This is a genomic window from Leifsonia sp. 71-9 (genome assembly GCF_001898805.1).
Classification (GTDB): Bacteria; Actinomycetota; Actinomycetes; order Actinomycetales; family Microbacteriaceae; genus Leifsonia.
Window position 1 is genome coordinate 102,005 of the sequence record NZ_MKVJ01000017.1, and the last position, 25,348, is coordinate 127,352.

Annotated in this window: 24 protein-coding genes; 15 read left to right on the top strand and 9 right to left on the bottom strand. The window is 71.2% G+C overall.

Annotated elements, in window-relative coordinates:
• Window positions 1–81 precede the first annotated feature (81 nt).
• The 5 genes from BGO91_RS10240 (at window position 82) to BGO91_RS10260 (ending at window position 7,054) form a co-directional block, all read left to right on the top strand.
• A complete protein-coding gene (locus BGO91_RS10240) occupies window positions 82–1,047 on the top strand; it encodes a carbohydrate ABC transporter permease (protein ID WP_290472660.1) in 966 nt (321 codons plus the stop codon).
• Window positions 1,047–2,006: a carbohydrate ABC transporter permease gene (locus tag BGO91_RS10245; protein WP_290472661.1), complete on the top strand. Its 960-nt coding sequence runs from the start codon at window positions 1,047–1,049 to the stop codon at window positions 2,004–2,006. Before BGO91_RS10240 ends, BGO91_RS10245 begins: the two co-directional genes overlap by 1 nt.
• Entirely contained in the window at window positions 2,003–4,465 is a 2,463-nt protein-coding gene (locus BGO91_RS10250; RefSeq protein ID WP_290472662.1) for a glycoside hydrolase N-terminal domain-containing protein, read from the top strand. The genes BGO91_RS10245 and BGO91_RS10250 overlap by 4 nt, the downstream gene beginning before the upstream one ends.
• Window positions 4,462–5,805, top strand: coding sequence for a sugar ABC transporter substrate-binding protein (locus tag BGO91_RS10255; RefSeq protein WP_290472663.1), 1,344 nt, complete (start codon window positions 4,462–4,464; stop codon window positions 5,803–5,805). Before BGO91_RS10250 ends, BGO91_RS10255 begins: the two co-directional genes overlap by 4 nt.
• 82 nt (window positions 5,806–5,887) lie before the next feature.
• Window positions 5,888–7,054, top strand: a complete 1,167-nt coding sequence (locus tag BGO91_RS10260) for an ROK family protein (protein ID WP_290472664.1) — start codon at window positions 5,888–5,890, stop codon at window positions 7,052–7,054.
• 4 nt (window positions 7,055–7,058) lie between these two features.
• Here BGO91_RS10260 and BGO91_RS10265 read toward each other — a convergent pair whose 3' ends face one another.
• Together BGO91_RS10265 and BGO91_RS10270 are read right to left on the bottom strand one after the other, a co-directional pair.
• Complete coding sequence (locus tag BGO91_RS10265; protein WP_290472665.1) at window positions 7,059–7,895, bottom strand: ribokinase; 837 nt, start codon at window positions 7,893–7,895, stop codon at window positions 7,059–7,061.
• Between the two features lie 26 nt (window positions 7,896–7,921).
• Window positions 7,922–8,719, bottom strand: a complete 798-nt coding sequence (locus BGO91_RS10270) for a GntR family transcriptional regulator (protein ID WP_290472666.1) — start codon at window positions 8,717–8,719, stop codon at window positions 7,922–7,924.
• Window positions 8,720–8,846: 127 nt separating this feature from the next.
• Between BGO91_RS10270 and BGO91_RS10275 the strand changes: the two genes are divergently transcribed.
• From BGO91_RS10275 to BGO91_RS10295, 5 genes are all read left to right on the top strand, one after another.
• The gene (locus BGO91_RS10275; RefSeq protein WP_290472667.1) at window positions 8,847–10,265 is read left to right on the top strand and encodes an MFS transporter; all 1,419 of its coding nucleotides are present in this window, start codon (window positions 8,847–8,849) and stop codon (window positions 10,263–10,265) included.
• A 22-nt stretch (window positions 10,266–10,287) separates the two neighbouring features.
• On the top strand, window positions 10,288–11,256 hold the full coding sequence (locus tag BGO91_RS10280; protein WP_290472668.1) for a nucleoside hydrolase: 969 nt from the start codon (window positions 10,288–10,290) through the stop codon (window positions 11,254–11,256).
• On the top strand, window positions 11,250–12,215 hold the full coding sequence (add, locus tag BGO91_RS10285; RefSeq protein ID WP_290472669.1) for an adenosine deaminase: 966 nt from the start codon (window positions 11,250–11,252) through the stop codon (window positions 12,213–12,215). The genes BGO91_RS10280 and add overlap by 7 nt, the downstream gene beginning before the upstream one ends.
• Before the next feature lie 219 nt (window positions 12,216–12,434).
• Entirely contained in the window at window positions 12,435–13,013 is a 579-nt protein-coding gene (locus BGO91_RS10290; RefSeq protein ID WP_290472670.1) for a sigma-70 family RNA polymerase sigma factor, read from the top strand.
• A 7-nt stretch (window positions 13,014–13,020) separates the two neighbouring features.
• Entirely contained in the window at window positions 13,021–13,524 is a 504-nt protein-coding gene (locus tag BGO91_RS10295; protein WP_290472671.1) for a hypothetical protein, read from the top strand.
• Window positions 13,525–13,569: 45 nt separating this feature from the next.
• Here the strand turns inward: BGO91_RS10295 and BGO91_RS10300 are convergent, their stop codons facing one another.
• From BGO91_RS10300 to BGO91_RS10330, 7 genes are all read right to left on the bottom strand, one after another.
• Window positions 13,570–14,412 carry an alpha/beta hydrolase gene (locus BGO91_RS10300; protein ID WP_290472672.1) on the bottom strand — a complete coding sequence of 281 codons (843 nt, stop codon included), beginning with the start codon at window positions 14,410–14,412 and terminating at the stop codon, window positions 13,570–13,572.
• 94 nt (window positions 14,413–14,506) lie between these two features.
• Window positions 14,507–16,234 (bottom strand): long-chain-fatty-acid--CoA ligase, encoded by a 1,728-nt coding sequence (locus BGO91_RS10305; protein ID WP_290472673.1) that lies wholly within the window; start codon window positions 16,232–16,234, stop codon window positions 14,507–14,509.
• A 63-nt stretch (window positions 16,235–16,297) separates the two neighbouring features.
• Window positions 16,298–17,104: a tyrosine-protein phosphatase gene (locus BGO91_RS10310; RefSeq protein WP_290472674.1), complete on the bottom strand. Its 807-nt coding sequence runs from the start codon at window positions 17,102–17,104 to the stop codon at window positions 16,298–16,300.
• Window positions 17,105–17,346: 242 nt separating this feature from the next.
• Window positions 17,347–17,955 (bottom strand): response regulator transcription factor, encoded by a 609-nt coding sequence (locus BGO91_RS10315; RefSeq protein ID WP_290472675.1) that lies wholly within the window; start codon window positions 17,953–17,955, stop codon window positions 17,347–17,349.
• Entirely contained in the window at window positions 17,952–18,980 is a 1,029-nt protein-coding gene (locus BGO91_RS10320) for an ATP-binding protein (RefSeq protein WP_290472676.1), read from the bottom strand. Before BGO91_RS10320 ends, BGO91_RS10315 begins: the two co-directional genes overlap by 4 nt.
• Window positions 18,981–18,991: 11 nt before the next feature.
• Window positions 18,992–19,888, bottom strand: a complete 897-nt coding sequence (locus BGO91_RS10325; RefSeq protein ID WP_290472677.1) for a UbiA family prenyltransferase — start codon at window positions 19,886–19,888, stop codon at window positions 18,992–18,994.
• Between the two features lie 66 nt (window positions 19,889–19,954).
• Window positions 19,955–20,737, bottom strand: a complete 783-nt coding sequence (locus tag BGO91_RS10330) for a methyltransferase domain-containing protein (RefSeq protein ID WP_290472678.1) — start codon at window positions 20,735–20,737, stop codon at window positions 19,955–19,957.
• A gap of 160 nt (window positions 20,738–20,897) precedes the next feature.
• On the opposite strand from BGO91_RS10330, the gene BGO91_RS10335 reads away from it, so the two are divergent.
• The 5 genes from BGO91_RS10335 (at window position 20,898) to BGO91_RS10355 (ending at window position 25,222) form a co-directional block, all read left to right on the top strand.
• Window positions 20,898–21,920 carry an alpha/beta hydrolase gene (locus BGO91_RS10335; protein ID WP_290472679.1) on the top strand — a complete coding sequence of 341 codons (1,023 nt, stop codon included), beginning with the start codon at window positions 20,898–20,900 and terminating at the stop codon, window positions 21,918–21,920.
• A gap of 345 nt (window positions 21,921–22,265) precedes the next feature.
• Window positions 22,266–23,045 carry a C40 family peptidase gene (locus tag BGO91_RS10340; RefSeq protein WP_290472680.1) on the top strand — a complete coding sequence of 260 codons (780 nt, stop codon included), beginning with the start codon at window positions 22,266–22,268 and terminating at the stop codon, window positions 23,043–23,045.
• A 34-nt stretch (window positions 23,046–23,079) separates the two neighbouring features.
• On the top strand, window positions 23,080–23,358 hold the full coding sequence (locus tag BGO91_RS10345) for a hypothetical protein (RefSeq protein WP_290472681.1): 279 nt from the start codon (window positions 23,080–23,082) through the stop codon (window positions 23,356–23,358).
• 87 nt (window positions 23,359–23,445) lie between these two features.
• The gene (locus tag BGO91_RS10350) at window positions 23,446–23,904 is read left to right on the top strand and encodes a hypothetical protein (protein WP_290472682.1); all 459 of its coding nucleotides are present in this window, start codon (window positions 23,446–23,448) and stop codon (window positions 23,902–23,904) included.
• Between the two features lie 187 nt (window positions 23,905–24,091).
• Window positions 24,092–25,222: an AI-2E family transporter gene (locus tag BGO91_RS10355; RefSeq protein ID WP_290472683.1), complete on the top strand. Its 1,131-nt coding sequence runs from the start codon at window positions 24,092–24,094 to the stop codon at window positions 25,220–25,222.
• Window positions 25,223–25,348 lie beyond the last annotated feature (126 nt).

The window sequence follows — 25,348 nt, forward strand, 5'->3', positions numbered from 1 at the left end:
GCTCCTAGCGGGGTGAGTTACTTGACAGTGTCAATTAACCATGCCTACTGTGTGATCTGCAACCCCCGAGAAGGAAGACCAATGTCGATCTCCACCGTTCCTCCCGCGGTCGAACCGCCGGCGCCGGACCGCGCGGCACGCCGGCGCTCGCGCCGCCCGACCAACGCGTCCGCCCCCTCCCATCGCGGCGACGCCAAGCTGGCCTGGCTCCTCATCGCCCCCGCGATGATCGGCTTCCTGGTCTTCGCGCTCTACCCGACGCTCCGCGGCATCTACCTCAGCTTCACCGACTTCCGGCTGCTGAGCGCGCCGACCTGGATCGGCGTCCAGAACTTCATCGACCTGTTCCAGGACGACACCTTCTGGCAGTCGCTCGGCATCACCCTCTACTTCGTCGTCATCGCCGTGGTGCTCACCCTGGCCGTCTCCATCGTGACGGCCGCGGTGCTCCATCGCGTCACCCAGTCGACGGTGCTGCGCGGCCTGATCATCCTGCCGTTCCTGATCTCGGGCGTGGTCGCGGCGACGGTCTGGTCGTGGATGCTCGACGCACAGCTCGGCATCGTCAACCAGCTCGTGCACGCGCTCGGCGGCGAGGGCATCAAGTTCCTCACCTCGCGCGAGTGGGCCATCCCCTCGCTCGCCCTCATCCACGTGTGGAAGAACATGGGCTACACGTCGATCATCATCTTCGCCGGGATGCAGACCATCCCGCCCTCCATCTACGAGGCCGGACGGATCGACGGCGCCAGCGAGCCCAAGATGTTCTTCCGCCTCACCCTGCCGCTGCTGCGCCCGATCCTCGCGCTGGTCGTCGTGCTCAACGTCATCGGCGCGTTCCAGGTCTTCGACATCGTCTCGGTGGCGACCAAGGGAGGCCCGGCCCACGCCTCGAACGTGCTGCAGATGTACATCTACCAGAAGGCCTTCGGCCAGTTCGACTTCGGATACGCGTCCGCGATGTCGCTGGCGCTGTTCGCCATCCTCATCGTCATCACCTTCGTGCAGATGCGCCTGCTGCGCGCGAGCGAATCGGACAACGCATAATGACCGCAACGACCGCACCCGCCTCCGCCCCGGCTCCCGCCGCCGCGCGTCCGGCCGCCCCGGCGAAGCCGCGACGCAAGCGCCGCCGGCCCACCGTCGGCCGCGCCATCGCGTGGATCTACCTCGCCGTGATCGTCGTCATCACGATCTTCCCCTTCTACTGGATGCTGCGCTCGGCGCTCTCGAACAACTACGCGATGATCGCGAACCCGTCGTCGCCGCTGCCGGTCGGCTTCACCTTCGGGCCGTTCCTGCGCGTGCTCGGACTCGAAGACCCGGCGGAGGCCGTCGCACAGGGCGGATCCGGCGCGACGGTGCAGATCTTCCACTACCTCGTGAACTCGGTGATCTACGCCACGGTCTCGACCGTCCTGATCGTCTTCTTCTCGCTGATCGCCGCCTATGCGTTCGCGCGCCTGCAGTGGCGCGGCCGGGAGCTCGTCTTCTCGCTCTTCCTCGCCGCGCTGATGGTGCCGGGCATCCTCACGCTGCTGCCCAACTTCGTCCTCATCAAGGAGCTCGGGCTGCTCAACACCTTCGCCGGCATGATCCTGCCCGGCGCGCTGTTCTCGGCGTTCAACATCTTCTTCCTGCGGCAGTTCATGCTCGGGCTGTCGACCGAGATCGAGGAGGCCGCGCTGCTGGACGGGGCCGGCAAGCTGCGCATCCTGATGCGGCTGACGATCCCGATGACGAGCGGCCCGATCATCACGCTCTCGATCCTCGGCTTCATCGGGATGTGGAACGACTACTTCTGGCCCCTGCTCGTCACCACCGACTCCAGCGTGCAGCCGCTGACGCTCGGCCTCGCCGTCTTCAAGCAGTCGTCCCCCCAGACGATGCCCGACTGGGCCGGCCTGATGGCCGCCACCCTGGTCGCGGCGCTGCCGATGCTCGTCCTCTTCATGGTGTTCGGCAAGCGCATCGTGAACTCCATCGGATTTTCGGGCCTCAAATGAGCGAGAGCACACTGCAGCTGGCCTGGCGCGCCCCGGCGGAGCACTGGGAGGAGGCCGTGCCCCTCGGCGACGGACTGCTCGGCGCCATGGTCTTCGGCGGCGCCGACGGCCGGTACCAGGTGAACGACGCGACCGTCTGGTCGGGGACGCCGCAGACGGCGGCCGACGAGCTCGAGAGGGTGCTGGCCGGAGGTGCCGGGCCGGAACGCCTCCAGGAGGTGCGCGCGGCCATCGCCGCCGGCGACCTCGACCGGGCGGAGGCGCTGCTGATGTCGTTCGAGGGGCGGTACTCGCAGGAGTTCCTGCCGTTCGTCGACCTGCACGTCGGCCTCCCGGGCGCGGCTCCCGTCGACGGGGAGCCGGCGCGCGTGCTCGACCTGGACCGCGCGGTGCTGGAGGAGCAGCTGACCGTCGACGGAGCGCGGGTGCGCCGGGTCTCGCGTGTCAGCGGGCGGACGCTCGTCGTCTCCATCGAATCCGACGTCCCGCTGGCGCAGGTGCGCTTGCGTCTGACGACCCCGCTGCGCGAGCTCGGGCGCCGCGGCGCGGACGGGCTCGCCCTCCTCGACGTGGCCGTCCCGGTCGACGGGGCGCCCCTGCACGAATCCTCCGTCGTCCCGCCGCTGCGTTACGCGGAGGATGGCGACGGAGGCTACGACGGCTTCGCGGCGGCGGCTCTCGCCGTGCGGAGCGACGGCACGGCGGAGGCGGACGACTCCGGTCTCACGATCCGCGGTGCCCGTCGGCTGCTGATCGCCCTCTCGTCGTCGACCCGCGCTGAGTCGTGGTGGGCCGGCGCGGACGACGAGTGGCGGAGCGTCTCCCATGAGACGATCCGGAGCCGCGCGCGCGATCGCGCCCTCGACGCTCTCGTCGAGAACGCGGTCCCCGCCGCGGGCGACGCCCTGACGCGTCGCCCGGCGGCCGCGCGGTTCGCGATCGGCGGCCGCCGCGAGGGCCGCTGGGATGTCGACGCCGACATCCTGCGCGGAGACGACGACGGCCTCCGCGCCACCGTCGCGGCCGAATACGGCCGGTACCTGCTCGAGTCCTCGTCGCGTCGGGGCGGACCTGCGGCCAACCTCCAGGGCATCTGGAACGGGGACCTGCGGCCGGCGTGGTCCTCCAACTACACGATCAACATCAACACGCAGATGAACTACTGGGCGGCGGGACCGCTCGGCCTGATGGGCGCGGCCGAACCGCAGCTCGCGCTGGTCGAGCGGATCGCGCGCACCGGCCGCGACGTCGCCCGCGACCTCTACGGCGCCCGGGGATGGGTCGCCCACCACAACAGCGACCTGTGGGGCTGGAGCCTGCCCGTCGGCATGGGGCACGGCGCTCCGAGCTGGGCGATCTGGATGATGGGCGGGGTCTGGCTGTGCCACTCCCTCTGGGATCAGTACGAGTTCACCGGCGACACGGCGCTGCTGCGCGACCGCATCTGGCCGCTGCTGCGCGGCGCGACCGAGTTCTGCCTCGACTGGCTCCAGGTCGACGCCGACGGGGTCGCCTTCGTCGCCCCCTCCACCTCGCCCGAGAACATGCGTCTCGACGCCGACGGGCGGCCGCGCGCGCTGGGCCTGACGGCGACGATGGACCTGGAGCTCATCTCCGCTCTCTTCCAGCGCGCACTGCGGGCCATCGAGGTCCTGAGCACCGAGGACGGGCGCTCCGATCCGCTGCGCGACGAGATCGCGGCGGCGCTCGCGACCATCCCGGCGCCGCGGATCGGGAGCGACGGACGGCTGCTCGAATGGGCAGAGGAGGTCGTCGAGCACGAGCCCGCCCACCGACACCTCTCGGCGCTGGTCGGCCTGTACCCGCTCGACCTGATCACCCCCGACGGCACCCCGGAGCTGACCGACGCTGCGCGCCGGTTCCTCGACGCGCGCGGCCCCGGCGCGATGGGGTGGTCGTGGGCGTGGAAGATCGCCCTGCGCGCGCGCCTGGGCGATGGCGAGGCCGCGCACTCCCTGCTGCGGGAGGCGCTGACCGCCTACAGCGGCGACGCGCGCCGGCACGGGCCGGTCGACGGCTCGGAGTGGGGCGGCCTCCTGCCGAATCTCTTCAGCACCCACCCGCCGTTCCAGATCGACGGCAACCTCGGCTTCCCGGCCGCGATCGTGGAACTGCTGGCGCAGAGCCACGGCGAGCGCATCCACCTGCTCCCGGCCCTGCCGTCGGCGTGGCCCGAGGGTCGCGTCGACGGGCTGCACCTCCGCGGCGGCCTGTCCGTCGACCTGGCCTGGGCAGGCGGACGCATCGAGCACGCGGTGCTGCACAACCCTCATCCGCGGCCGCTCAGCGTCCGCGTCCGCGTCGGCGCCGCCGGCTCCGCCACCGACCTCGACGTCCGGCTGCCCGCCCGGGGCACGGCCGTCGTCCCGAACCCACCACATCCATCCACTCCCGACACCGACGACGGTGTCCGGGCGACCACAGTGAGGAACTCATGAAGAAGCTCCGCATCATCGCCGGTCTGGCGGCCGTCGGGCTCGCCGCCCTCGGGCTCGCCGGCTGCTCGACCGACGGTTCGTCGGGCGGCAAGACCACCGTCAACTGGTGGACGTGGGACGACCACCAGGCCGCCAACTACAAGCTGTGCATCCCCGGCTTCGAGAAGGCCAACCCCGACATCACGGTCAAGATCTCCCAGTACAACGTGAACGACTACTTCACGAAGCTGACGGCCGGGTTCGTCGCCGGCACGGCGCCGGACGCCTTCCAGAACAGCGTCCCGCTGCTGGGCCAGTACGCCGGCCAGAAGCAGATCATGCCGCTCGACGACCTCATCAAGAAGACCGGCTTCGACCTCGGCAAGTTCGACATCGGCGTCGACTCCTGGAAGTACACCGACGGCAAGCAGTACGGCATCCCGCTCGACTGGGCCGGCGCCGCGATCTACTTCAACGAGGACATGGTGAAGGCGGCCGGCCTCACCGACGACGCCATCAAGACGATGACGTGGAACCCCGACGACGGCGGCACCTTCGACAAGATCGTCGCGCACCTCACCGTCGACACCAACGGCAAGCGCGGCGACGAGCCGGGCTTCGACAAGAACAGCGTCAAGACCTACGGCATCGGGACGCTCGCCGCCAGCGACTTCAACGGCCAGACCTCCTGGAACCCGTTCGTCACGACCCTCGGCTGGAAGCTGGGCGGGGACGCCACGGCGTGGCCGAAGGTGCTGCCCTACGACGACCCGCGCATGACGAAGACGCTCGACTACATCCGCGGCCTCGGCGACCGCGGGCTGATGCCGAAGTTCGGCCAGTTCACGATCTCCGCCGCCGAGCAGATGGGAGCCGGCCAGGTCGCGATGGCGCAGGACGGCACCTGGAGCGCCACCTCCATCACGAAGGTCCCCGGCGTGAAGGTCGGCATCGCCCCGACCGTCGAGGGCCCGGACGGCACCCGCGGGATGATCAGCAACTCCAACGCGAACAACATCTTCGTGGGCACCAAGCACGTCGACCAGACCTGGAAGTGGGTCTCGTACATGGGCAGCGTGGAGTGCCAGACGATCGCCGGCAAGACGGCGACGTTCCTCCCCTCCATCGCGCAAGCGCTCCAGTCGACGGTCGACGCCCAGAAGGCCGACGGCGTGGACATCTCCAGCTTCATCGACGCGCTGAAGAAGAAGGAGCTGTACCCGGCGCCGCCGATCTCGAACGGGCAGGAGATCACCGACACCCTGCAGCCGATGTTCGAGGCGTTCTTCAGCGGCGAGGGCGATGCGTCCTTCCTGAAGACGGCTCAGGCGAAGTCGAAAGAGATCCTGGCCAAGAAGTAGATCGGAGCGCGCGGCGGGCGGGGCTCACGGGACCCGTCCGCCGCGCTTTTCCGAGTAGCATCCTCGAAAGGGGGAGCAGCACATGAACGACGAGACGCTGACCCGCACGGCGCTGCTCCAGTCGTCGTCCGACGCGGCCACCCGCGTGTTCACGACCATCCTCACCCGCAGCCCCATCAGCCGCATCGACGTGGCGCGACTCACCGGGCTGTCGCAGGCGGCGGTGACGAAGGCCGTCGCCCCGCTGGTGACGGCCGGCCTCATCAACGACTCCCTCGACCCGACCCTCACCGGTCTCCCCGGCCGTCCCGTCAGTCCCGTGGCCGTGGTGCCGGAGGCCGTGGTGGCCCTGGGCGTGAAGGTGAACGCCGACGAGCTCATCGGCGTCGCCACCGACCTCACCACCCGCATCATCGCCTCCGAACGCGTGCCCCTGGTCTCGCACGAGCCCGCCGCCGTCATCGACGCGATCGTCGACCTCTGCGCCAGCCTCCAGCGCGCTATCGGCGGCCTCGGCTCACGCCTGGGCTGTGTCGGCGTCGCCGTCTCGGGTGACGTCGACACCGAGACCGGCGTCGTGCGCGACTCGGCCCTGATGGGCTGGCGCGGCGTCGAGCTCGGCTCCGCGCTCTCCGAGCGGCTGTCGCAGGAGGTCGTGGTCGAGAACGACGTGCGCGCCCTCACCATCGGCGAGCACTGGTTCGGCGTCGGCCTCGGCACGGGATCGTTCGCGATCGTGACCATCGGGCGCGGCATCGGCAGCGGCCTCCACCTGAACGGGGAGGTCGTCGAGGGGGCGTACGGCGTGGCCGGCGAGATCGGCCACCTGCCCCTCACCACCCCGGATCACCTGTGCGCGTGCGGCCGGCGCGGCTGCGTCGAGGCGGTCGCGGCGACCAGCGCGATCGTGGAGGCGGTCTCGACCGCGCACGGCCGCCCCGTCCCGATCGAGGAGGCGGTCGCGCTCGGCCGCGCGGGCGACCCCGCCGCCGTGTCCGCCTTCGCCGAGGCCGGTCATGTGATCGGCGCGGCCATCGCCAGCCTGGTCAACCTGGTCGGCCCGGAGCTGGTCATCATCGGCGGCGAGGGGGTGGCGAACTTCGACCTGCTCGAGGCGTCGCTCCGCGAGTCCTACGCGGAGCACGTGTTCGCCTCCGCCGACCGCTGTCGCATCGTCGTGCGGCCGCACACCTTCGAGGACTGGGCGCGCGGCGCCGCCGCCTCGGCGATCCGGTCGCTCGTGGTCTAGGCGGTCACGCCGCGTACGAGGCCAGCGGCGCGAACGGCGGCTGGCTTCCGGGATGCGCCACGGCGGCGGCCCCGACCGCGCAGGCGGCACGGAGCGCCTCCTCGTCCGTCGCTCCGCTGGTGAGGGCGATCGTGAGCGCGGCGCAGAAGGCGTCGCCCGCGCCGACGGTGTTGACCGGCCGCACGCGCACGGCGGGAACGCGGGCCACCTCGGTGCCGCGCTCGTACAGGGCCGCCCCGTCGCCCCCGTAGGTCACGGCGACGCGTGCGGCGCCCGCCAGCTCGGGCATCAGCGCGTACTCGGACTCGTTGACGATGAACAGCTCGACGCGGTCGATCAGCTCGGCGGGCAGCGGGCGCGCGGGAGCGGCGTTGACGGCCAGGAACGCGCGCGTGCCGGCGGCGAGGTCGAGGACGACCTGGAGGTCGACCTCCAGCTGCGTGAGCACGACCTCCTCGTCGCCGATCTCGACGTCCGCGAGGGACACCTCCGCGTTCGCGCCCGGGCAGACGACGATCTGGTTCTCACCGTCGTGGTCGACCGCGATGAGGGCGGTGCCGGTCGCGGTGGCCACACGGCGCACGGCCGTCACGTCGACTCCCGCCTCCCGCAGCTCGTCGAGCATCCATCCGCCGTCGGCGTCGTCGCCGACCGCGCCCACCATGCGCACGCGGGCGCCGAGCCGGCTGGCGGCGGCCGCCTGGTTGGCTCCCTTGCCTCCGGCGTGGCGCTGGAGGACGCCGCCGCCGATCGTCTCGCCCGGGGTGGGCAGGCGGTCGGCGATGGCGGTGACGTCGACGTTGATGCTCCCGACGACGACGAGGCTGCGGGGGTCGTGCACGGTGGATGCCTTTCGGTTCGGCGAGGTCAGGACACCGAGGCGGTGGACTGCATCACGGTGAGCTGGCCCACGTGCGACGACGTGATGCACTTGGCGAGGTAGAGGGGGGTGCCCGAGCGCTCGGCCACCTGCGTCAGCACGAGCACCGGATCGGCGGGGTCGATCCCGAGGAGCTTGGCGCGCGTCTTTCCGGCGACGCTCGCGGCGATCTGGCAGACGGCCGAATCGAACTGCGGGCCGCGCCGCGCGGTGAGGGAGGCGTGCAGCGAGGCGGGCAGGGCCGCCACCTCCTGCAGCTCCGCCGCGATCGCCGGGCTCACGTCGCTGAGGTACTTGCCCGCGGGGAGGTGCTCCTGCAGGATCGCGATCGGCTCGCCGTCGCGACGCAGGAGGGACTCGCGGAACCAGGTGTTGGCCGCGGAGTCGAGCGCGAGCTTCGTCGACACGAAGTCGGTGGTCTGCTGCATCTCGAACTCGAGGACCTCGACCTCGACGGGCGCGCCCGACTCGCTGAGCGCGACGTCGAACGGCTGGAAGAGCTCGAGGCCCGAGCGGGGGATCGCGTCGGCGACGAAGCGCCCGACGCCGCGACGGGTGCGGATGAGCCCGTCTTCCTCCAGGAGCATCAGCGCCTCGCGCACGGGCGTGCGGCTGATGCCCAGCTGCTCGGCGAGCTCGGTCTCGCGGGGCAGCATCGCGCCGAGCGGGAAGACGCCGGAGCGGATGCCGTCGGCCAGGCGCGAGTAGACGGCCACCCTCAGCGGCTGGCCGGCGGGCGTCATCAGGCGCTCGCTCAGGAATTCTTCCGTGGTGGTGGCGGTCATCGCGGCTCCTCGCATCGTCGGAGCAATTCAAGCATCCGATCCCCGGTGTTTGCAAATGTTGTACCCGAGAGGTATAACTTCCTACTACCTGCCGGAAACCCTCCGGCGTCTCTGACATTGGAGTCACATGAGTCACCCGAACGTCTCGACCGCCGCCGGCCCGGCCGCGTCCGTGTCGCCCACTCTCAGGGGAGGCCGCGCGGTCGGCCTCGTCGTCACGCTGGTCCTCGGCGTGCTGTCGTACCAGCTCAACGCGAGCATGCTGTCGCCCGCCCTGCCCGACATGGCGAAGGAGCTGAACGTCGACGTCGGCTCGGTCTCCCAGGTCACCTCGCTGTTCTTCCTCGCGGGCTCGATCGGAGGCGTCGTCCTGTCGCGCTGGAGCGACTTCGTCGGCCGTCGCCGGTCGCTCATCATCGTGCTGGCGATCCTCGCGGTCGGCACCCTGCTCTGCATCTTCGCGCCGAACCTGCCGATCCTCCTCGTGGGCCGCGTGCTCCAGGGGGCGTCGAGCGCCGCGTTCCAGCTGGCGTACATCATCCTGAGCGAGTCGCTCAGCGCCAAAGTCTTCGGCACCACGCTCGGGATCATCACCGCGGTCAACGGCGGCGTCGGCGGCCTCGACGGCTGGGTCGGCGGACTGCTGACGGACAACTTCGGCTTCCGCTCGGTGTTCGTCGTGATCTTCGTCTTCGGGATCGTCGCCCTGCTGGCCGTGATCGTCGCCGTGCCGCGCGGCGGGCGACCGACACCGACCGGAACGATGGACTGGTGGGGCGCCGCCGCGCTGTCCGTGGCCCTGATCGGCCTGACCTACTTCGTCTCGAACGGCTCCTCGCTGGGCTGGGTCGCCCCGCTCACGCTCGTGTTCCTCGCCGTCGGGGTGGTCGCCTTCGTGGCGTTCTGGCTGATCGAGAAGCGCCGCACCTCGCCGCTGATCGCCGTCGAGCACCTCCGGTCGCGCCAGGTGTGGCCGGTCATCGTCACCACCGTCCTCACGCTGTCGGGCATCTTCGCGGTGATCAACTTCACCGTCGTGCTGCTGAGCCAGAACACCGAGATCGGCTTCGGGCTCGACGCGGCCACGTCGGCGCTGCTCTTCCTCACCCCGGCCGCCCTGATCGGCGTCTTCGCCGCCCCGCTCTCCGGCTGGCTCGCGGGACGCGCGGGCTGGCTCCGCATCCTGCGCATCGGGCTGCTGCTGAGCACGATCGCGCTCGTCGTCATCGCGTTCGTCCCGACCAGCCAGGGTGTCGTGCTCGCCGCGGTCGCGTTCCTCGGGATCACCTATAACGGCCTCGTGCTGACGACCGTCAACGGCCTGGGCGTGCTGCTCTCGCCGCCGGACGCGCCGGCGGCGCTGCCCGGCCTGAACGGAGCGGCCTTCGGCATCGGCGCCAGCCTCGGCATCGGCATCGTCGCTCCGTTCGCGGCCTCCGGCTCGCTGGGCGGCGTGACGACGGCGCTGTGGATCTCGGTGGTCATCACCGTCCTGGCCCTCCTCACCAGCCTGCTCATCCGCCCCCGCGCCGGACAGCGCATCTGACACCGAACACCGAAAGAAGAGCATGAGCACCACCGATCAGCGCCTCCCCGTCTACCTCGACTGCGACACCGGGATCGACGACTCCCTCGCCCTCGCCTACCTACTCGCCGCCCCCGGCGTGGACCTCGTGGGCGTCGGCACCGTGAGCGGCAACACCAGCGCCTCCCAGGCCGCGAGGAACACCCTCGACCTGCTCGGGCTGGCGGGCCGGGAGGGCGTCCCGGTCGCGCAGGGAGCGGAGGACTGGTCGACGCGGGCGTTCGACGGCGGTGTTCCGCACATCCACGGCTGGAACGGCGTCGGCGGGGTGGAGCTGCCGCGTGGCGCGGGGGAGGCGGCCGGCGCGTCCGCGACCGACCTCCTCCTCCGGCTCTCGCACGAGCACGAGGGCGAGCTGCGCCTCGTCACGGTCGGGCCGCTGACCAACATCGCCCTCGCGCTCGAGGCCGACCCGGGCCTGGCCCGACGGGTGAAGGAAGTGACGATCATGGGAGGCGCGGCGCTCGTGCCTGGCAACGTCACCGCCGTCGCCGAGGCGAACGTCTGGAACGATCCGGAGGCCGCGCGGATCGTGCTCGCGGCCGACTGGGACGTCACGCTGGTGCCGCTCGACGTCACCCTGGAGAACACGCTGGACGAGTCCGACCGCGCCCGCCTGCTGGGCTCGGAGGTGCCGCTCGCGGTGGCGCTGGGGCGGATGCTCGACCACTACTTCGACTTCTACGTCGACTTCTACGGCGAACGCAGCTGCGCCCTCCACGATCCCCTCGCCGCGGCGATCGCGGTGGGCGGTGTGGTCCCGACCGTGGCGCCCGCCGTCCCGGTGGAGGTCGACGCGACCGGGGGCCCCGGGCGTGGCCAGACCATCTGCGACCTGCGCGGCCAGCGCCTCGGCTCCGTCGACCAGCCGGGTGCGCGGACGCGGGTGGTGCTCGGCACGGACCGGCCGCTCGGGCCGCACCTGATCGAGCGGCTCACGACCGCATGCTGATCAATCTGCACACCCACCTGGAGGGGCGCGTCCGCCCGAGCACGGCGGCCGCCCTGGCTTCGTCCGCCGGCCTCGACGCCGGGATCGACTGGCAGCGCGCGCTGGAGCTCGACGCGCCCTCCGACTTGACGGACTACCTGGCGAAGGTGTCGTCCTCCTACCCCTTCTTCGGGAGCCGCGACTCCCTCACCCGCATCGCGCGGGAGGCGGTGGAGGACGCGCACGCCGACGGGCAGGACTACCTGGAGCTGCGCTTCGGGCCGGCGACGCACGTGCGGGACGGCTTCGGCCTGAGCGATGTGATCGCCGCCGTGTGCGAAGGGGTGAAGCAGGGCACCGCCATCACCGGGATGCCCGCCGGCGTCGTCGTCGCGGCGCTCCGGCTGCACGATGCGGCGGCCAACGAGTCCGTCGCCCGGGCCGCCGCGCGCTTCGCCGGCGACGGCGTCGTGGGCTTCGACCTCGCCGGTGACGAGGCGCGCTTCCCCGACCTGCGTCCGTTCGCGGAGGCGTTCGCCATCGCGCGGGCGGCGGGGCTCGGCCTCACCTGTCATGCCGCGGAGGCCGCTCCGGCCGGCGCCGCGCTCGAGGCGGTCGAGCTGCTCGGTGTGACACGTATCGGCCACGGGGCGCACATCGTCGACGACCCGGAGGTGCTGGCGCGCGTCGTCGACGCCGGGGTGGCGGTCGAGGTGTGCCCGACGTCGAACCTCTACACCGGGGCCGTCGCGTCGCTGGCCGTGCACCCCGCCGGCGCGTTCCGCGAGGCGGGCGTCGCCGTGGTCCTCGGCGACGACAACCCCCGCCAGACGGGATCCCCGCTGTCGCGGGAGCACGCGCTCCTCGCGGACACGCTCGGATTCGACACGTCCGCGCTGGATCGGCTCGCCGCCGACAGCATCCGCGTGGGGTTCATGGAGGAGCACGTCCGCTCGGCCCTCGCCGGTCGCGCAGGCTGACGCGGCTGCGGAGCGTCGCGCAGGGTCAGCCCGAGACGCGCCAGGACCGGGCGAGGTCGTTGAGCAGCATCCGCCTCGTCCCGACGATCGTCGGGCTTCGATTCAAGTCGAGCGCCCGGCGTCGCACAAGCCGCGACGCGGGGTGTCGTTCGCTCCTGAGACGGTCGGCGGCGGCAGGACATGATGGGTGTGAGGGACGTGATCCGCAGAGGAGTTGGGGTGTTGGCGCTGACGCCGGAGTCGACGGGCGAGTCGGTCATCGACGACCGCCCGGCGATCGAGCGCCTTCGCCGCGGTGACCGCGACGCCCTGACCCAGCTCTACCGACGCCACGCCGGCACCGTCTACTGGAACGCGTTCGGCCTGCTCCGCTCGCGTCCGGATGCCGAGGAGATGACGGCGGACGCCTTCCTCACCCTGTGGATGCGTCGGCACGAGGTCGAGATCTTCGGCAATTCGGCCCTGCCGTGGCTCATCGTCACGGTCAAGAACCTCAGTCGCAACCGCCTCCGCTCGAACGAGCGCCGCCGGGCGGAGCACCTGGACGATCGCGACCGCTCCGCGACCGACACCCCCTCGGCCGAGGACCTCGCCGCCCTCGACGAGGCGATGCGCCTCGTGCGCGCGGTCATCGCCGCCCTGCCGGAGGTCGACCAGGAGATCTTCCGGCTCTGCATGGTGGACGGGCTCACCTACCAGGAGGCCGCGGCGCGTCTCGGTCTCAAGCACGGGTCCGTGCGCAACCGGCTCTCGCGCGTCCGTCTGCGCCTGCAGCGCGAACTCGGGGATCGGGGGTGAGGGCATCATGACGAACACCGCGCCTTCGCTGCCTCCCGGCTCCGACGCCCGGATCTCCGGGCTGCTCGCCGACGGTCTCACCCGCTACACGCGCACGCGGAAGAAGCGGGCGCGCCTGACCGCGGCCGCGGCGGGCATGGCCGTGGTCCTCGGCGCCGGGGGCCTGGCGTGGGCCACCCTCGCGCCCCTCGTGCAGCAGACCCGTTCCGCCTACTGCTACAGCGCGGACAGCACCGACTCTCGCTCCACGCAGGTCGGCCTCCCGGACGAGGTCACGGGACCCGACGGCAGCACCTCTCCCGTCGAGACTCCCGCTGACCGCACGGCGAGCGCCCTCGATCTGTGCTCGTCGGCGTGGGCGGCGGGCATCCTGAGCGACGGCACCGAGGTGCCGCCGCTCGTGGTCTGCGTCCGCAGCGACAACGTCCTCGCGGTCTTCCCCAAGGACGAGTCCGACCCCCGCAGCGACGAGAAGCTCTGCACCGACCTGGGCCTGGCGCTCGAGCGGTGACGCCCGGCGCGGAGCCGCGGACGGCCCGGCCGGTGCCCCCTCTCGTCAGCCGCTGTGCCGCTGCACGAACTCCAGCGCCTCGTCCGCGACCTCCCGCCAGCCCGAGTCGATGACGAGCGAGTGACCGCGGCCCGGGACGACGACCAGTTCGGTGACGCCGGGGTTCTTCTGCTGGATCTTGAACTCGTTCTCGACGACGGACTGCGGAACCGTGTGGTCGTCGCCGCCGGCGATCAGGAGGAGCGGGCCGCGGTCGTGGTTGTCGGTGACGACCTTGGTCTCGGCGAACGGGTTGAAGTTGGCGGTCGCCGCCTGGAAGATCGGCACGGCCGAGGCGGGCACGTGGTACTTCTCGTACAGCGCCCTGCCCTCCTCCTCGGAGACCGCGTTCGTCCAGCCGTAGGCGAACTGCTCGTAGGTGAGGGTGACGCCGTGCTTCGTGCGGTTGAAGGTCAGGAGCGCGGGCGCGCCGGCCTTGAGCGCCGACGGCGGCAGCGCGGTGACGCCCTGGAACTGCGCGGGATCGATCGCGACCGTCACCGCGTTCTTCGACTCGCCCGCGAGCTTCTGGGCGATCAGGCCGCCGAAGCTGTGCCCGATCACGACGGGCGCCTGGTCGAGCGCGTCGATCGCCTCCGCGTAGTGGTCCGTGACCTGCCGCACCATCTTGCCCGCGAAGACGTCCGGATCGGCCTTGGCCTGCTCCACGGTCTCGGGATCGTCGGGCCAGCCCGGTGCGAGGGTGGCGTAGCCCTGGTCTTCGAAGAGGTCGCGCCACGGCTGCCAGCTGCTCGAGAGCAGCCACAGGCCGTGCACGAACACCACGGGCGTGCGCCCGGATGAGTTGGCGGCTTCGACCTCGTCGAGTTCCGTCTGGGTGAGGGGCATCGCGACTCCGTTCGTCGGTGTGGTTGTGCGCGAACGGTACCGGGTGCGACGGGGTCGTGGGGAGGGGGATCTGACGGACCGAGCCCCCGGCTGCTCAGGGGCGATCGGATCCCGCGAGCAGCTCCTCCCGCACCGTCCGCCGCAGCACCTTGCCCACCAGCGACCTCGGCAGCTCGTCGACCTGAACGAAGCGCTTGGGGATCTTGTAGGCCGCGAGGCGCGCGCGGCAGTAGTCGCGCAGGGCGCCGGCGTCGAGGGTCGCTCCCTCGTTCATGACGACGGCCGCGGCCACGTCCTCGCCGCCCGAGCCGCGGGGCAGGCCGACCACCGCGGCGGCGCTGACGTCGGGATGGGAGACGAGCGTGTCCTCCACCTCGCTCGGGCTCACATTGAAGCCGCCGGTGACGATGAGCTCCTTGATCCGGTCGATGATGGTCACGAACCCGTCCTCCGAGACGGTGACGATGTCGCCGGTGCGCAGCCAGCCGCCCTCGAGGAGCGCCGCGCGCGTGTCGTCGGGGCGCCTCCAGTAGCCGTGGAAGACCTGCGGGCCGCGGATCAGCAGCTCGCCCGGCTCGCCCGACGGGACGTCGACGGTCACGTCGGCGGGGTCGACGATGCGGATGTCGGTGCTCGGGAACGGGACGCCGACAGTGCCCGGGCGCCGCGACGGTCCCATCGGGTTGCCGAGGGCGATGGGGGAGGCCTCCGTCATCCCGTAGCCCTCCACGAGGAGGCCGCCGGTCGTCTCCTCCCAGCGGGCCACGGTGGAGACCGGCAGGCTCATCGCGCCGGAGATGGCGTAGCGGATCCTGCTGAGGTCCAGCCGCTTCTGCTGGGCCGCGCGGGCCAGCGCGTCGTAGATCGGGGGAACGGCGGGGAGGAACGTCGGCGGCGACGTCCGCGCGGCAGCGATCACCAGATCGACGTCGAAGGTCGGGAAGAGCACCACGCGCGCGCCGATGCTGAGCGCGGTGGTGAGGCAGAGCGTCAGGCCGTAGGCGTGGAACAGCGGCAGGATACCGTAGAAGACCTCCTCGCCCTCCCGCAGGCCGGGGACCCAGGCCCTGCCCTGCGCCGCGTTGGCGACGAGGTTGCCGTGGGAGAGGATCGCCCCCTTCGGGATGCCCGTCGTGCCGCTCGTGTACTGCAGAAGCGCGGCATCCCCGACCCGAGGGCGCGGCGCCCGGCGCGGCAGGGGCCGGTGGGCGACGAGCTGCTCCCACCGGAGCACCCGCTTCGCCGTCGGGGTGGCGGTCATCGCAGCGCGGGCCGAGCGGGCGCGGCGCAGCGGCAGGCGCAGGGCGGCGCGTTTCGCGAAGGGCAGCGCGCGCGTGATGTCGACGGACACCACGCGGTCGGGTACGGCATCGGCCGGGAGGCTCGCGACGGTGTCCGTCGTCTTGTCCCAGACGATGGCGACCTTCGCGCCGTGGTCCTCGAACTGGTGGCGGAGCTCGCGCGCGGTATAGAGCGGGTTGTGCTCGACGACGATCGCGCCCAGGCGCACGACGGCGTAGAACGCGATCACGTGCTGCGGGCAGTTGGGGAGCACGAGGGCCACCCGGTCGCCGGCGACGACGCCCAGCTTGCGGAGCCCGTTCGCCGCGCGCGCGACCTGGTCGCCGAGCTCGTCGTATGTCGTGGTGCGCCCGAAGAACTCGAGCGCTCCGCGGCGTCCGAATCGCCGGACGGACGCGTCGAGAGTGTCGGCGAGCGTGGTCGTCACATCCGGGATGTCGTGCGGGACCCCCTCGGCGTAGGAGCTGAACCACGGGCGGGAGTTCCTTGCACCGGGTCGATCCGAGGAAGCGCGCGTCATGACCTCACCGTAGGTCACCAGCCTGGAGAAAGGCCCGAGCGCGGGGGCGCTCGGGCCGAGGGGTCACTCCGCCCGCAGCGCCCCGCGCACGGCCGCGAGCTCGTCGTCGGTGAGTCCGCCGGAGCGCAGGTAGCCGGCGGCGTCGCCGTGGTTCGCGTCGACCCAGTCGAGGGCGGCGGTGATCGCCGAGGCGGGGGACTTGGTCGCGAGCGTCTCGAGGCGCGGGACCAGGGGGATGCCGAGCTGCGTGATCAGGCCGGTCAGTGCGTCGGCGAAGGTCCCCGCGAGGTTGGTCTGCGTGAGCTCGTAGTCCGCGACGATCGCGTCGCGATCCGCGCCGGCGACCGAGAGCAGCAGGGCCGCGGCGATGCCGGTGCGGTCCTTGCCAGCGGTGCAGTGGAACAGCACGGCGGGACGCTCGGTGCCGACCGAGTCCGCGACCGCGCGGGCGACCCGGGCGAACTGCGGGGCGCTGCTCTGCAGGATGGCGACGTAGAGCTCCTCCAGGGTCGGGATCTGCTCCACGAGGGCGGCGATCTGCTCCTGGCTCAGCGCGGCCCGGTCGCCGGAGGGGAGCAGCTGCTTGACCAGCTCGTCCATCGCGCCGCCCAGAATGGACAGCTCGACCAGGCGCGTCTCCCCGCCGGCGGGCAGCACATCCGGTGCGCGCAGGCGCTCGCTGTCGGTGCGGAGGTCGATGGCCGTGCCGATCCGCAGATCGAGGAGGTTCTGCACGCCCGCCGGGGTCAGGGTCGCCAGCGCATCGGAGCGGAACACGACGCCCGGCGCGACCACGGCGCCTCCGTCGAGGGCGATGCCGCCCAGATCGCGTGCGTTGTGCGTGCCGTCGATCACCGATGTCAGTTCCATGCATTCCTCCAGGCCGGCGTGTCCGTCGAGGATATCAACGCCGTCCGTCGGAAGGGAAACAGCATGTGATCGGGTCTTTAATCAGACCGGAGAAGAGATGTGACCAAAGGTGTATTCACCCGGGCGAACGCGGGTATTACTTTCATTCTGTGCGCCATCGGGGGACGGCGCTGGCGGTGGCGGGCAACGGGGGTTCCTGCCACCGCCGCCTCCGTTAACGGCCGTGACCGCCGCCGCGGGCCTCAGTTCAGCAGGCCCAGCCGGGCGGCCTTCCGCACCGCGTCGATGCGCGACGTGGCCCCGAGCTTCTCGTACATGTTCGTCGTGTGCCGCTTGACGGTGCCCTCGGCGATCGAGAGCGACGTCGCGATGTCGCGGTTGGAGTACGCCTGCGCGATCATGCGCAGCACCTCCTGCTCCCGGATGGTGAGGATGGTGCCGGTCACCTCGGCGTCGGCGCCGGAGTCCGCCGGCTCGTCGGCGGGCGGGGTCGCGCGCTCGATCACCGCGATTAACTGCTCGCTGTCCACGGTCTTGGTCACGAACTCCGCGGCTCCCGCACGGAGCAGCTGCCGCTCGAGCACGGCGTCGCTGTGCATCGTGAGGATGACGATCGCGGTGTCGGGATGGTGTCGCCGCAACCGCGACACCGTCTGCTCCGCCGGCACTCCGGGGATCTCGACGTCCAGCAGGAGCACCTCCGGGGCATGCTCGGAGACGAGGGTCCAGGCCTCGTCGCTCGAGCCGCCCTCCCCGACGATGCGGAACCGCCCCTCGATGAGCGCGCGGATGCCCTGGCGGAACATGCCATGGTCGTCGATCAGGACGACGGTTCGTGATTCGTCTGTCATAGGGTTCCCGGGCCTCTCGGAATGGTCAGGCTGAGGGTCGTCCCGGTGCCGAGGCCCGGGACGATGTCGAGTTCGGCGCCGATGAGCTCGGCGCGCTCCTGCGCCACGATGAGCCCGAGCGCGCCCGAGCGCACCGTCTCGTGGGCGAAACCGTGGCCGTTGTCGCTCACCGCGATGGTGAGGCTGCGCCGGTCCCAGTGGGAGTGGACGCGGATCGTCTCGGCGTGGGAGTGGCGGCGCGCGTTGTGCACGGCCTCGCGGATGATGATGAACGCCTCCTCCTGCACACCCGTCGACAGCCGGTACGGCGTGCCCTCGACAGTGGTCTGGACCGGCGGCCCCGAGTCGTCGAGGTCGTCGACGTAGTCGCGCAGGGCCTCGTCGAGGCGCTTGTCGCCGACCGCGTGCCGGAGGTCGAGGGCGATCGCCCGCGTCTCGTCCAGCGCGGCGCCGAAGAGCTGGAGCCCCTCCCGGAGACGCGGGTCGGAGCCGTCGTCGATGCCGCCCAGCTCGAACCGCTGGAGGCCGGCGGCGATGCTGTGCGCCACCCGGTCGTGCAGCTCGCGCGAGATGCCGAGCCGCTCCTCGCTGTGCGCGACGGCCAGGCGCTCGAGCAGCACGTTGACGTAGCCGACGGACGCCGGGACGACCGCGGCCATGATGGACGAGTTCAGTGCGCGCGCGAGGTCCCCGAGGCTGATGTCGGCGCTGTGGTCGGCGCTGATGATGGAGAAGGCCACGTCGAAGAGCTCCGTCGCCGCGCTGAGGCTGTCGACCGGGTGGATGTTCTGCCGTGCCCGCGTCTCGCCCACCCCCGACCCGTGACGCGCCGGGGTGACGAGGCGTTCCGCGTCCGCCGGCCGTCCCAGCCGGTCGAAGGTGCGGTCGAGGATCCAGTCGACCTGGGTCGCCAGCTGCTCCTTCACCTCCGCGTCGGCCACGAGCGTGCTCTCGGCGGCGCGCAGCCGCTCGAACAAGGTCTCCAGGATGCGGTCGCGCAGCGCGACGCCGTCGTCACCGATCACCAATTGGACTCTCAACCCCCCAGTGCGCCGAGCAGCGCTGCGATGTTCAGAGCGTACTGGCCGGTCATGAAGGACCGGTAGGGACGTTTCTCGTTTCCGCGGTCTCCACCGCGCGCGACGAGCACGAAGACGATGACGACCGGCCCGGCGAAACCGAGCACGAGCAGCGTGCGGAGCTGCTCGACGATCGCGCCCAGCACGAGCGCGGTGGCCGACACCAGACCGGTGCCGATGGCGACGACGGTCCGCGCGCGCTCCTCGCCGAGCAGGACGGGCAGCGTGCGGCGCCCCTCCGCGGTGTCGCCGGCGACGTCGCCGAAGTCCTTGGTGTGACCGACGACCACGATCCAGGAGGACGCCACGGTCGCGAAGGCGAACGCGGAGGCGGGCACCGTGCTCGCGACGATGTGCGCCGCCGCGAGGTACGTCAGGAACACGCCGCCCCCGGCGACCGCGAGCGCGGCGACGCCCGCCTTCTTGGCCGCCCACGGGCCCACGGAGTAGACCAGCCCCAGGCAGACGAACGCCACGACCGCGAGGGGGAACGGGTTGGGGAACAGCGTCGCCATCAGCAGAGACAGCGACAGGAGGGCCACCGCGATCACGATCGCCGGCCGCTTGCCCAGGCGGCCGCTCGCCAGCGGGCGCGACGACCCGTTGAGGCGGTCGCCCTCGATGTCGCTGATCCCGTTGATGAGATAGACGGCCCACACGGCGAAGAGCCACGAGGTGCCCGCGGTCCACAGCATCGGCGACGACCATTCCGCACCGGCGACCAGGAGCGTCCCGACGACGAAACGCAGCGCGAAGACGCCGATGACCACGGGTCGGCCCTCCAGGAAAGCCAGCCCCACCTGCGCCGCGCACTCCGCAAGTGCGCCCCGGCGTGGCTGGACCACACTGCTCATGGGCTCATTGTCGAGCCCTCCTCACCATTGCGGGCGGCGTGGCGGGTACAACGAAAGTCACATCTTTCAGGCCGGGACTGGTCCTCCGACCACGAAGAGTCTCCGGAACCCGAACACGGTCGCGCCGTGCTCGGCCGGGTAGGCGGCGCGGAGGCGCGGTCGCAGCTCGTCGATGAACGCGTCCGCGCTCGCTCCCAGGGCGGCGGCGTAGGGGCGCAGTCGCGTGCCGCGCATCCACTGCAGCACCGCGTCGTCGCCGGTGAGCACGTGCTGGTAGGTGGTCTCCCATCCCTCGACCCGGTGGCCGGATTCGAGGAAGACGTCGAGGTAGTCGCGCATGCCGCCGACCCGCGCGATCACGCCGTCGACGCCCTCCAGGGCCGCCGCCCAGCGCGGCTCGGCGGCGAGCTGACGCAGCAGCACCTGGGAAGGGGAGTCCTCATTGCCCGGGATCTGCACCGCCACCGTCGCTGCGGGGTGCAGCCGGGGGAGCCACGACCGCAGCAGCTCGCGGTGGCCGGGCACCCACTGCAGGGCGGCATTGCTCACCACGAGGTCGACGTCGGCGGTGGGCTCCCACTCCTGGATCGCCTGCTGCCGGAACCGGAGGTTCGCCCGGTCCGACGCGACCGCCTCCGCTGCGGCGAGCATCTCGGCCGACGAATCGATGCCGAGCACCTCGGCCTCGGGCCACTGGTCCGCCAGCGTCGCCGTGAGCTCCCCGGTGCCGCAGCCGAGGTCGACGACCCGCGCGGGGCTCAGCCCGTCGAGCCGGCTCGTGAGATCGAGGAACGGGCGCGCCCGCTCGTCCGCGAACGTGCCGTACACTCCCGGGTCCCAGCGCACCATACGGGCATCGTACGCACGGTCGTCGCCGGGACGGCCGGACCACTCCCGGAATCCCCAGGAGCGAGGGAGTCGAAGATGGTCCCGCGGGACCATCTTTCCGCCGACGCCGCTGGTACCCTCGCCCGATCCGCCGCTGGGCCGGCCGCCATACGTTGAATACATGAATTCCCGCACCGACGGATCCGGTCTCTCCTCCGCCCCGAACGATCCCCACGACCCCGCGCCCACCCGGAAACGGCGCCGCGGGCGGACGTTCCTGAAAGTCACCGCGTTCTCGATCGGCGGCCTCGTGGCCCTCGTCGGCGTCACCCTCGCCGTCACCTCCATCTCCAACGCGGTCGCCACCTCGGCGGAGGCGAAGGAGATCGAGCCCTACGGCCGGAAGGTCGACGTCGACGGCAAGAAGATGAACGTCGCCGTCAGCGGGCAGGGCGAGCAGACCATCGTCCTGCTGCCCGGCTTCGGCACCTCCTCGCCGGCGCTCGACTTCGGCCCGCTCACCGAGAAGCTCGACGCGAACTACCGAACCGTCGTCGTGGAGCCGTTCGGCTACGGTCTCAGCGACCAGACCGACCGGCCGCGCACCTCCGCCAACATCGTCTCCGAGGTGCACGACGCGCTCGGCGAGCTCGACATCCACCGCTATGCACTGATGGGCCACTCCATCGCCGGCATCTACGGCCTCGAGTACGCCAACGCCTACCCCGACGAGGTGACCGCGTTCGTCGGCATCGACAGCAGCGTGCCCACGCAGCCCGGGATGGACGACGAACTGCCGATCGGCGCCATGCAGGCCATGAAGTCGCTCGGGCTGATGCGCGTCGTCACCGACCTCGCGGGCGACCCGTACGCCGGGACCCCGTTCACGGAGGACGCGAAGAAGCAGATGACGATCCTGTCGATGCGGAACAGCCTCAGCCCGACCTACGTGAACGAGACGGAGCACTTCTCGCAGAACTTCCACGACGCGCAGCGCCTCACCTTCCCCCACGACCTGCCGGTGCTCCTGTTCGTGCAGGACGACAACACCGACGTGCAGGGCTGGATGACGCTGCACGAGGAGCAGGCCGCCAGCGTCGACCACGGCGAGGTCGTGCCGCTGAAGGGCGAGCACTACCTGCACCACACCCTGTCGGCGGAGATCGCCCAGGGAACCCAGCGATTCCTGAACGAATCCCGCTGATCCGCCTGTCGGGCCTCGCACCGCGCGCTCACGCGCGGTAACGTGGCCCGACGTCGGGGGGACTCGCCTATCGGGGCGACTCGTCTGGTTCGATTTCCAGAGTCCTCCACCATTCGATCCGCATTCTCCTGGTGGATCCCGCTCGTCGCGCCGGCCCTCGCCGTGATCGCGTTCGTCGTCGCCTCCGGCCTCGTCGATGGGGCCACCGCGACCTGAGAGAACCCGAACCCGCAGCGGGGTGGTTTGCCGGTGGCGCCCAGTGTGGCGCACCTAGGCTCGATCGGGTTGGGGAGGCCGGTCTGCACCGGGAGCACGCACTCACGGGGGCAACGCGGAAGGAACGGGATGGCCACGAGCGGACGAGCGCGTCATCGGATCGACGCCGGGACGACCCGGCCGGCGCGGAGACGGGCTGAGAAGCCTCCCGCGCCGAACGCCTCCGATGCCCGCCACCGCACCGGCCGTGCCGCCGCCTTCACCGCCTCCGCCGCCGCGCTCGCCCTGATCGGCGTCGTCGCGGTCGTGCCGCCGGCGGACGCGTCGACCTCCGCCACCGCGCTGGTCGACGCCTCCATGCTGGCGTCGTCGAGCTCCTCGGCGTTCGGCGGTTCCGGGGCCACGAAGTCCCAGCACCTCGCCCTCGCCCGTTTCGCCGCCTCCACCGTCAGCCGCGACACTCCCGTCGCCTCCGCGCTGGCGGGCATCGTGCAGTCCGAGGGCGGCGCGGCCGGCGATCAGGCGGCGTCGGCCATCCTGGACTCGCTCGCCGCCGGGGGAGCCCGCGCCGCGATCGTGAACGCCGCGCTGTCGTACCTCGGAACGCCGTACGTGCTGGGCGGTGCCTCGCACTCCGGGATCGACTGCTCCGGCCTGGTGATGCAGGCGTATGCCGCTGCGGGCATATCCCTCGGGCACCTCGTGCATCTGCAGGACGACGCCGGCACCGTGATCCCCGAGTCGGAGGCGAAGCCGGGTGACCTGGTCGTGTTCGACGACGAGGAGCACATCGGGATCTACCTCGGCAACGGTACGCTGATCCATGCACCCGATGTCGGCCGGGACGTGTCGATCACCACGGTCTGGCAGGGCGTCGCGCACCACTTCACCCGCATCCTGCCCGGTTGATCGCCGCGGGAGCCTCGACGCGAACGGAGGAACGATGACCGTGAGAACCGCCCGAGCACTGTGGTGCATCGTCCCGTTCGCCCTCGTCGTCGCCGGGGTCGCCTTCGCGCTCGTCGGCGCGCCCGGGATCGACCACGGCCTCTCCACGACCAAAGTCCCGTCCCACACCGTGCTGACCCGCCGCGAGTGGGTCGACATCGCCATCGGCTCCCTCTTCACGCTCATCGCCGTGTTCACCGCCATGCGCCTGCTCCGCCGTCGTCGGCCGGTGGAGGCCGCAGAGCCCGCAGAGGCGCTCGCCACCACCAACTGACCGCCGAAGTTCACGATGTGGCGGCTTCGCGGCCCCGAATGAGCGCAACGTCGTGAACCTCGGCGGGCGGATGGCTAGGATCCGGGCATGGAGTGCTGGGGGAGGCGCGTCGTGGCGGCTGCGCTGGCGGCCGCGCTGGCGGCGCCGCTCGCGCTGGTGCTCGCCGGTTGCGGTTCGGCGGTGCGGTTCGGGCCGCCTCCCTGCCTGCCCGCCCCGCTCCAGGTGACCCCGTCCGCTCCGGCGCGGGGAGGCGCCATCACCGTGTCGAGTCCGCCCGCGAGTTGCGACCTCGGCTACTCCGACGGACACAGCTACTCCGTCATCCTGGCGGCGGCGGCCGCCATCGAGGGCACTCCCGGTCCGCGCACAGAGCCCGTGGAGGCGGAGGTCGCCGCCGACGGTTCGTTCAGCATCCCCGTCGCGATACCGGCCGACTTCCCGCGCGGGGATGCTGTCGTCATCGTGACGGGGAGTCCGTACGACGAGTGCGGGACGGACGGCACCGGATCCTGCGCCGGCTACGCCGCCACCCTCTCCCTCCGCTGACCGGGAGCTGACCCGGGCGCCGAAGTTCACGGCGTGGCGGCTGCGCGGCCCCGAATGAGCGCAACGACGTGCACCTCGGCGCGAGTCAACCGCCTCGGCCGCGGAATGGCGCGGTGGTACGGTCGTGGTCCGGAGTCCGCGCGGGAGGGCGCCGGGTGACCGAGCACCCGCGCTGAGAGCAGGGGACATGAAGCGCAGAAGCGATCCGGACGTGGTGGCGGCATCGGCCACCCCCAGCCGCGCGGCCGGCCGGGGAGCGCTGACCCGCATCCACCCCTTCACCTTCGGGCTGGTCGGCGCGCTCGGTGTGCTGGTGGCCCTGCTGATCGGCGGGGTCGTCGGGCAGCTCTCGACGGTGCTCGTCTACATCGGTCTCGCGCTGTTCCTGGCGCTCGGCCTCGACCCGATCGTCTCGTTCATCGAGCGCAAGCTCCCGCGCGGCGCCGCGGTGAGCATCGTCGTCGCCGTCGTGATCCTGGTGTTCGCGGGGATCATCCTCGCGATCATCCCGGTGCTCGTGCAGCAGATCTCGCACCTCGTCGAGACGCTCCCGACCACCATCGACAACGTCACGAAGAGCGGCTGGTACAAGGACGTCACGAACCAGTACGGCGACAGCATCCAGCAGGGCATCGACGGCGTCCTCAACTTCTTCAAGGACCCGGGCAACCTCGCCACCATCGGCGGCGGCCTGATCGCCGTCGGCGCGGGCATCGCGGGCGGCTTGACCGGCGTGACGATCGTGCTCATCCTCACCCTTTACTTCATGGCGTCGCTGCGCTCGATCAAGCGGATCGCCGCCCGGTTCGTTCCCGAATACCGCCGCGAGGGGTTCTCCGAGCTCGTCGACGACGTCTCCGGCGCCGTCGGTCGCTACGTGATCGGGCAGGCGAGCCTGGCGCTGATCAACGGCATCCTGAGCCTGATCTTCCTCCTCATCATCGGCGCCCCGATGCCGGCCCTGCTCGCGCTCATCGCCTTCCTCGGATCGCTGATCCCGCTGGTCGGAACACTGATCGGCGCGATCGTGAACTCGCTGATCTGCCTGCTGGCGTCGCCCTTGACCGCGATCGTGGCGTTCATCTACTACCTGGTCTACATGCAGGTGGAGGCCTACGTCATCAGCCCGCGCATCATGAACAAGGCCGTGGCCGTGCCGGGCGCGATCGTCGTCATCGCGGCGGTCGGCGGCGGCACGATCGGCGGCATCCTCGGGGCGCTCGTCGCCATCCCGGTCGCGGCCAGCGCGATCATCATCATCCAGAAGGTCGTGTTCCCCGCTCAGGACCGCAAGGTGGTGCCCCCGATCGAGGCGTGACGCACGACGCGTGACGTGCGCGCGAGGCATCGCGAGCAGGAAGGGCCCAGGAGCGATCCTGGGCCCTTCTCTCGTCCGATTTGCCGGTTCGGCAAACTTTGTCCGACATTTGGCCATTTGCTGCTA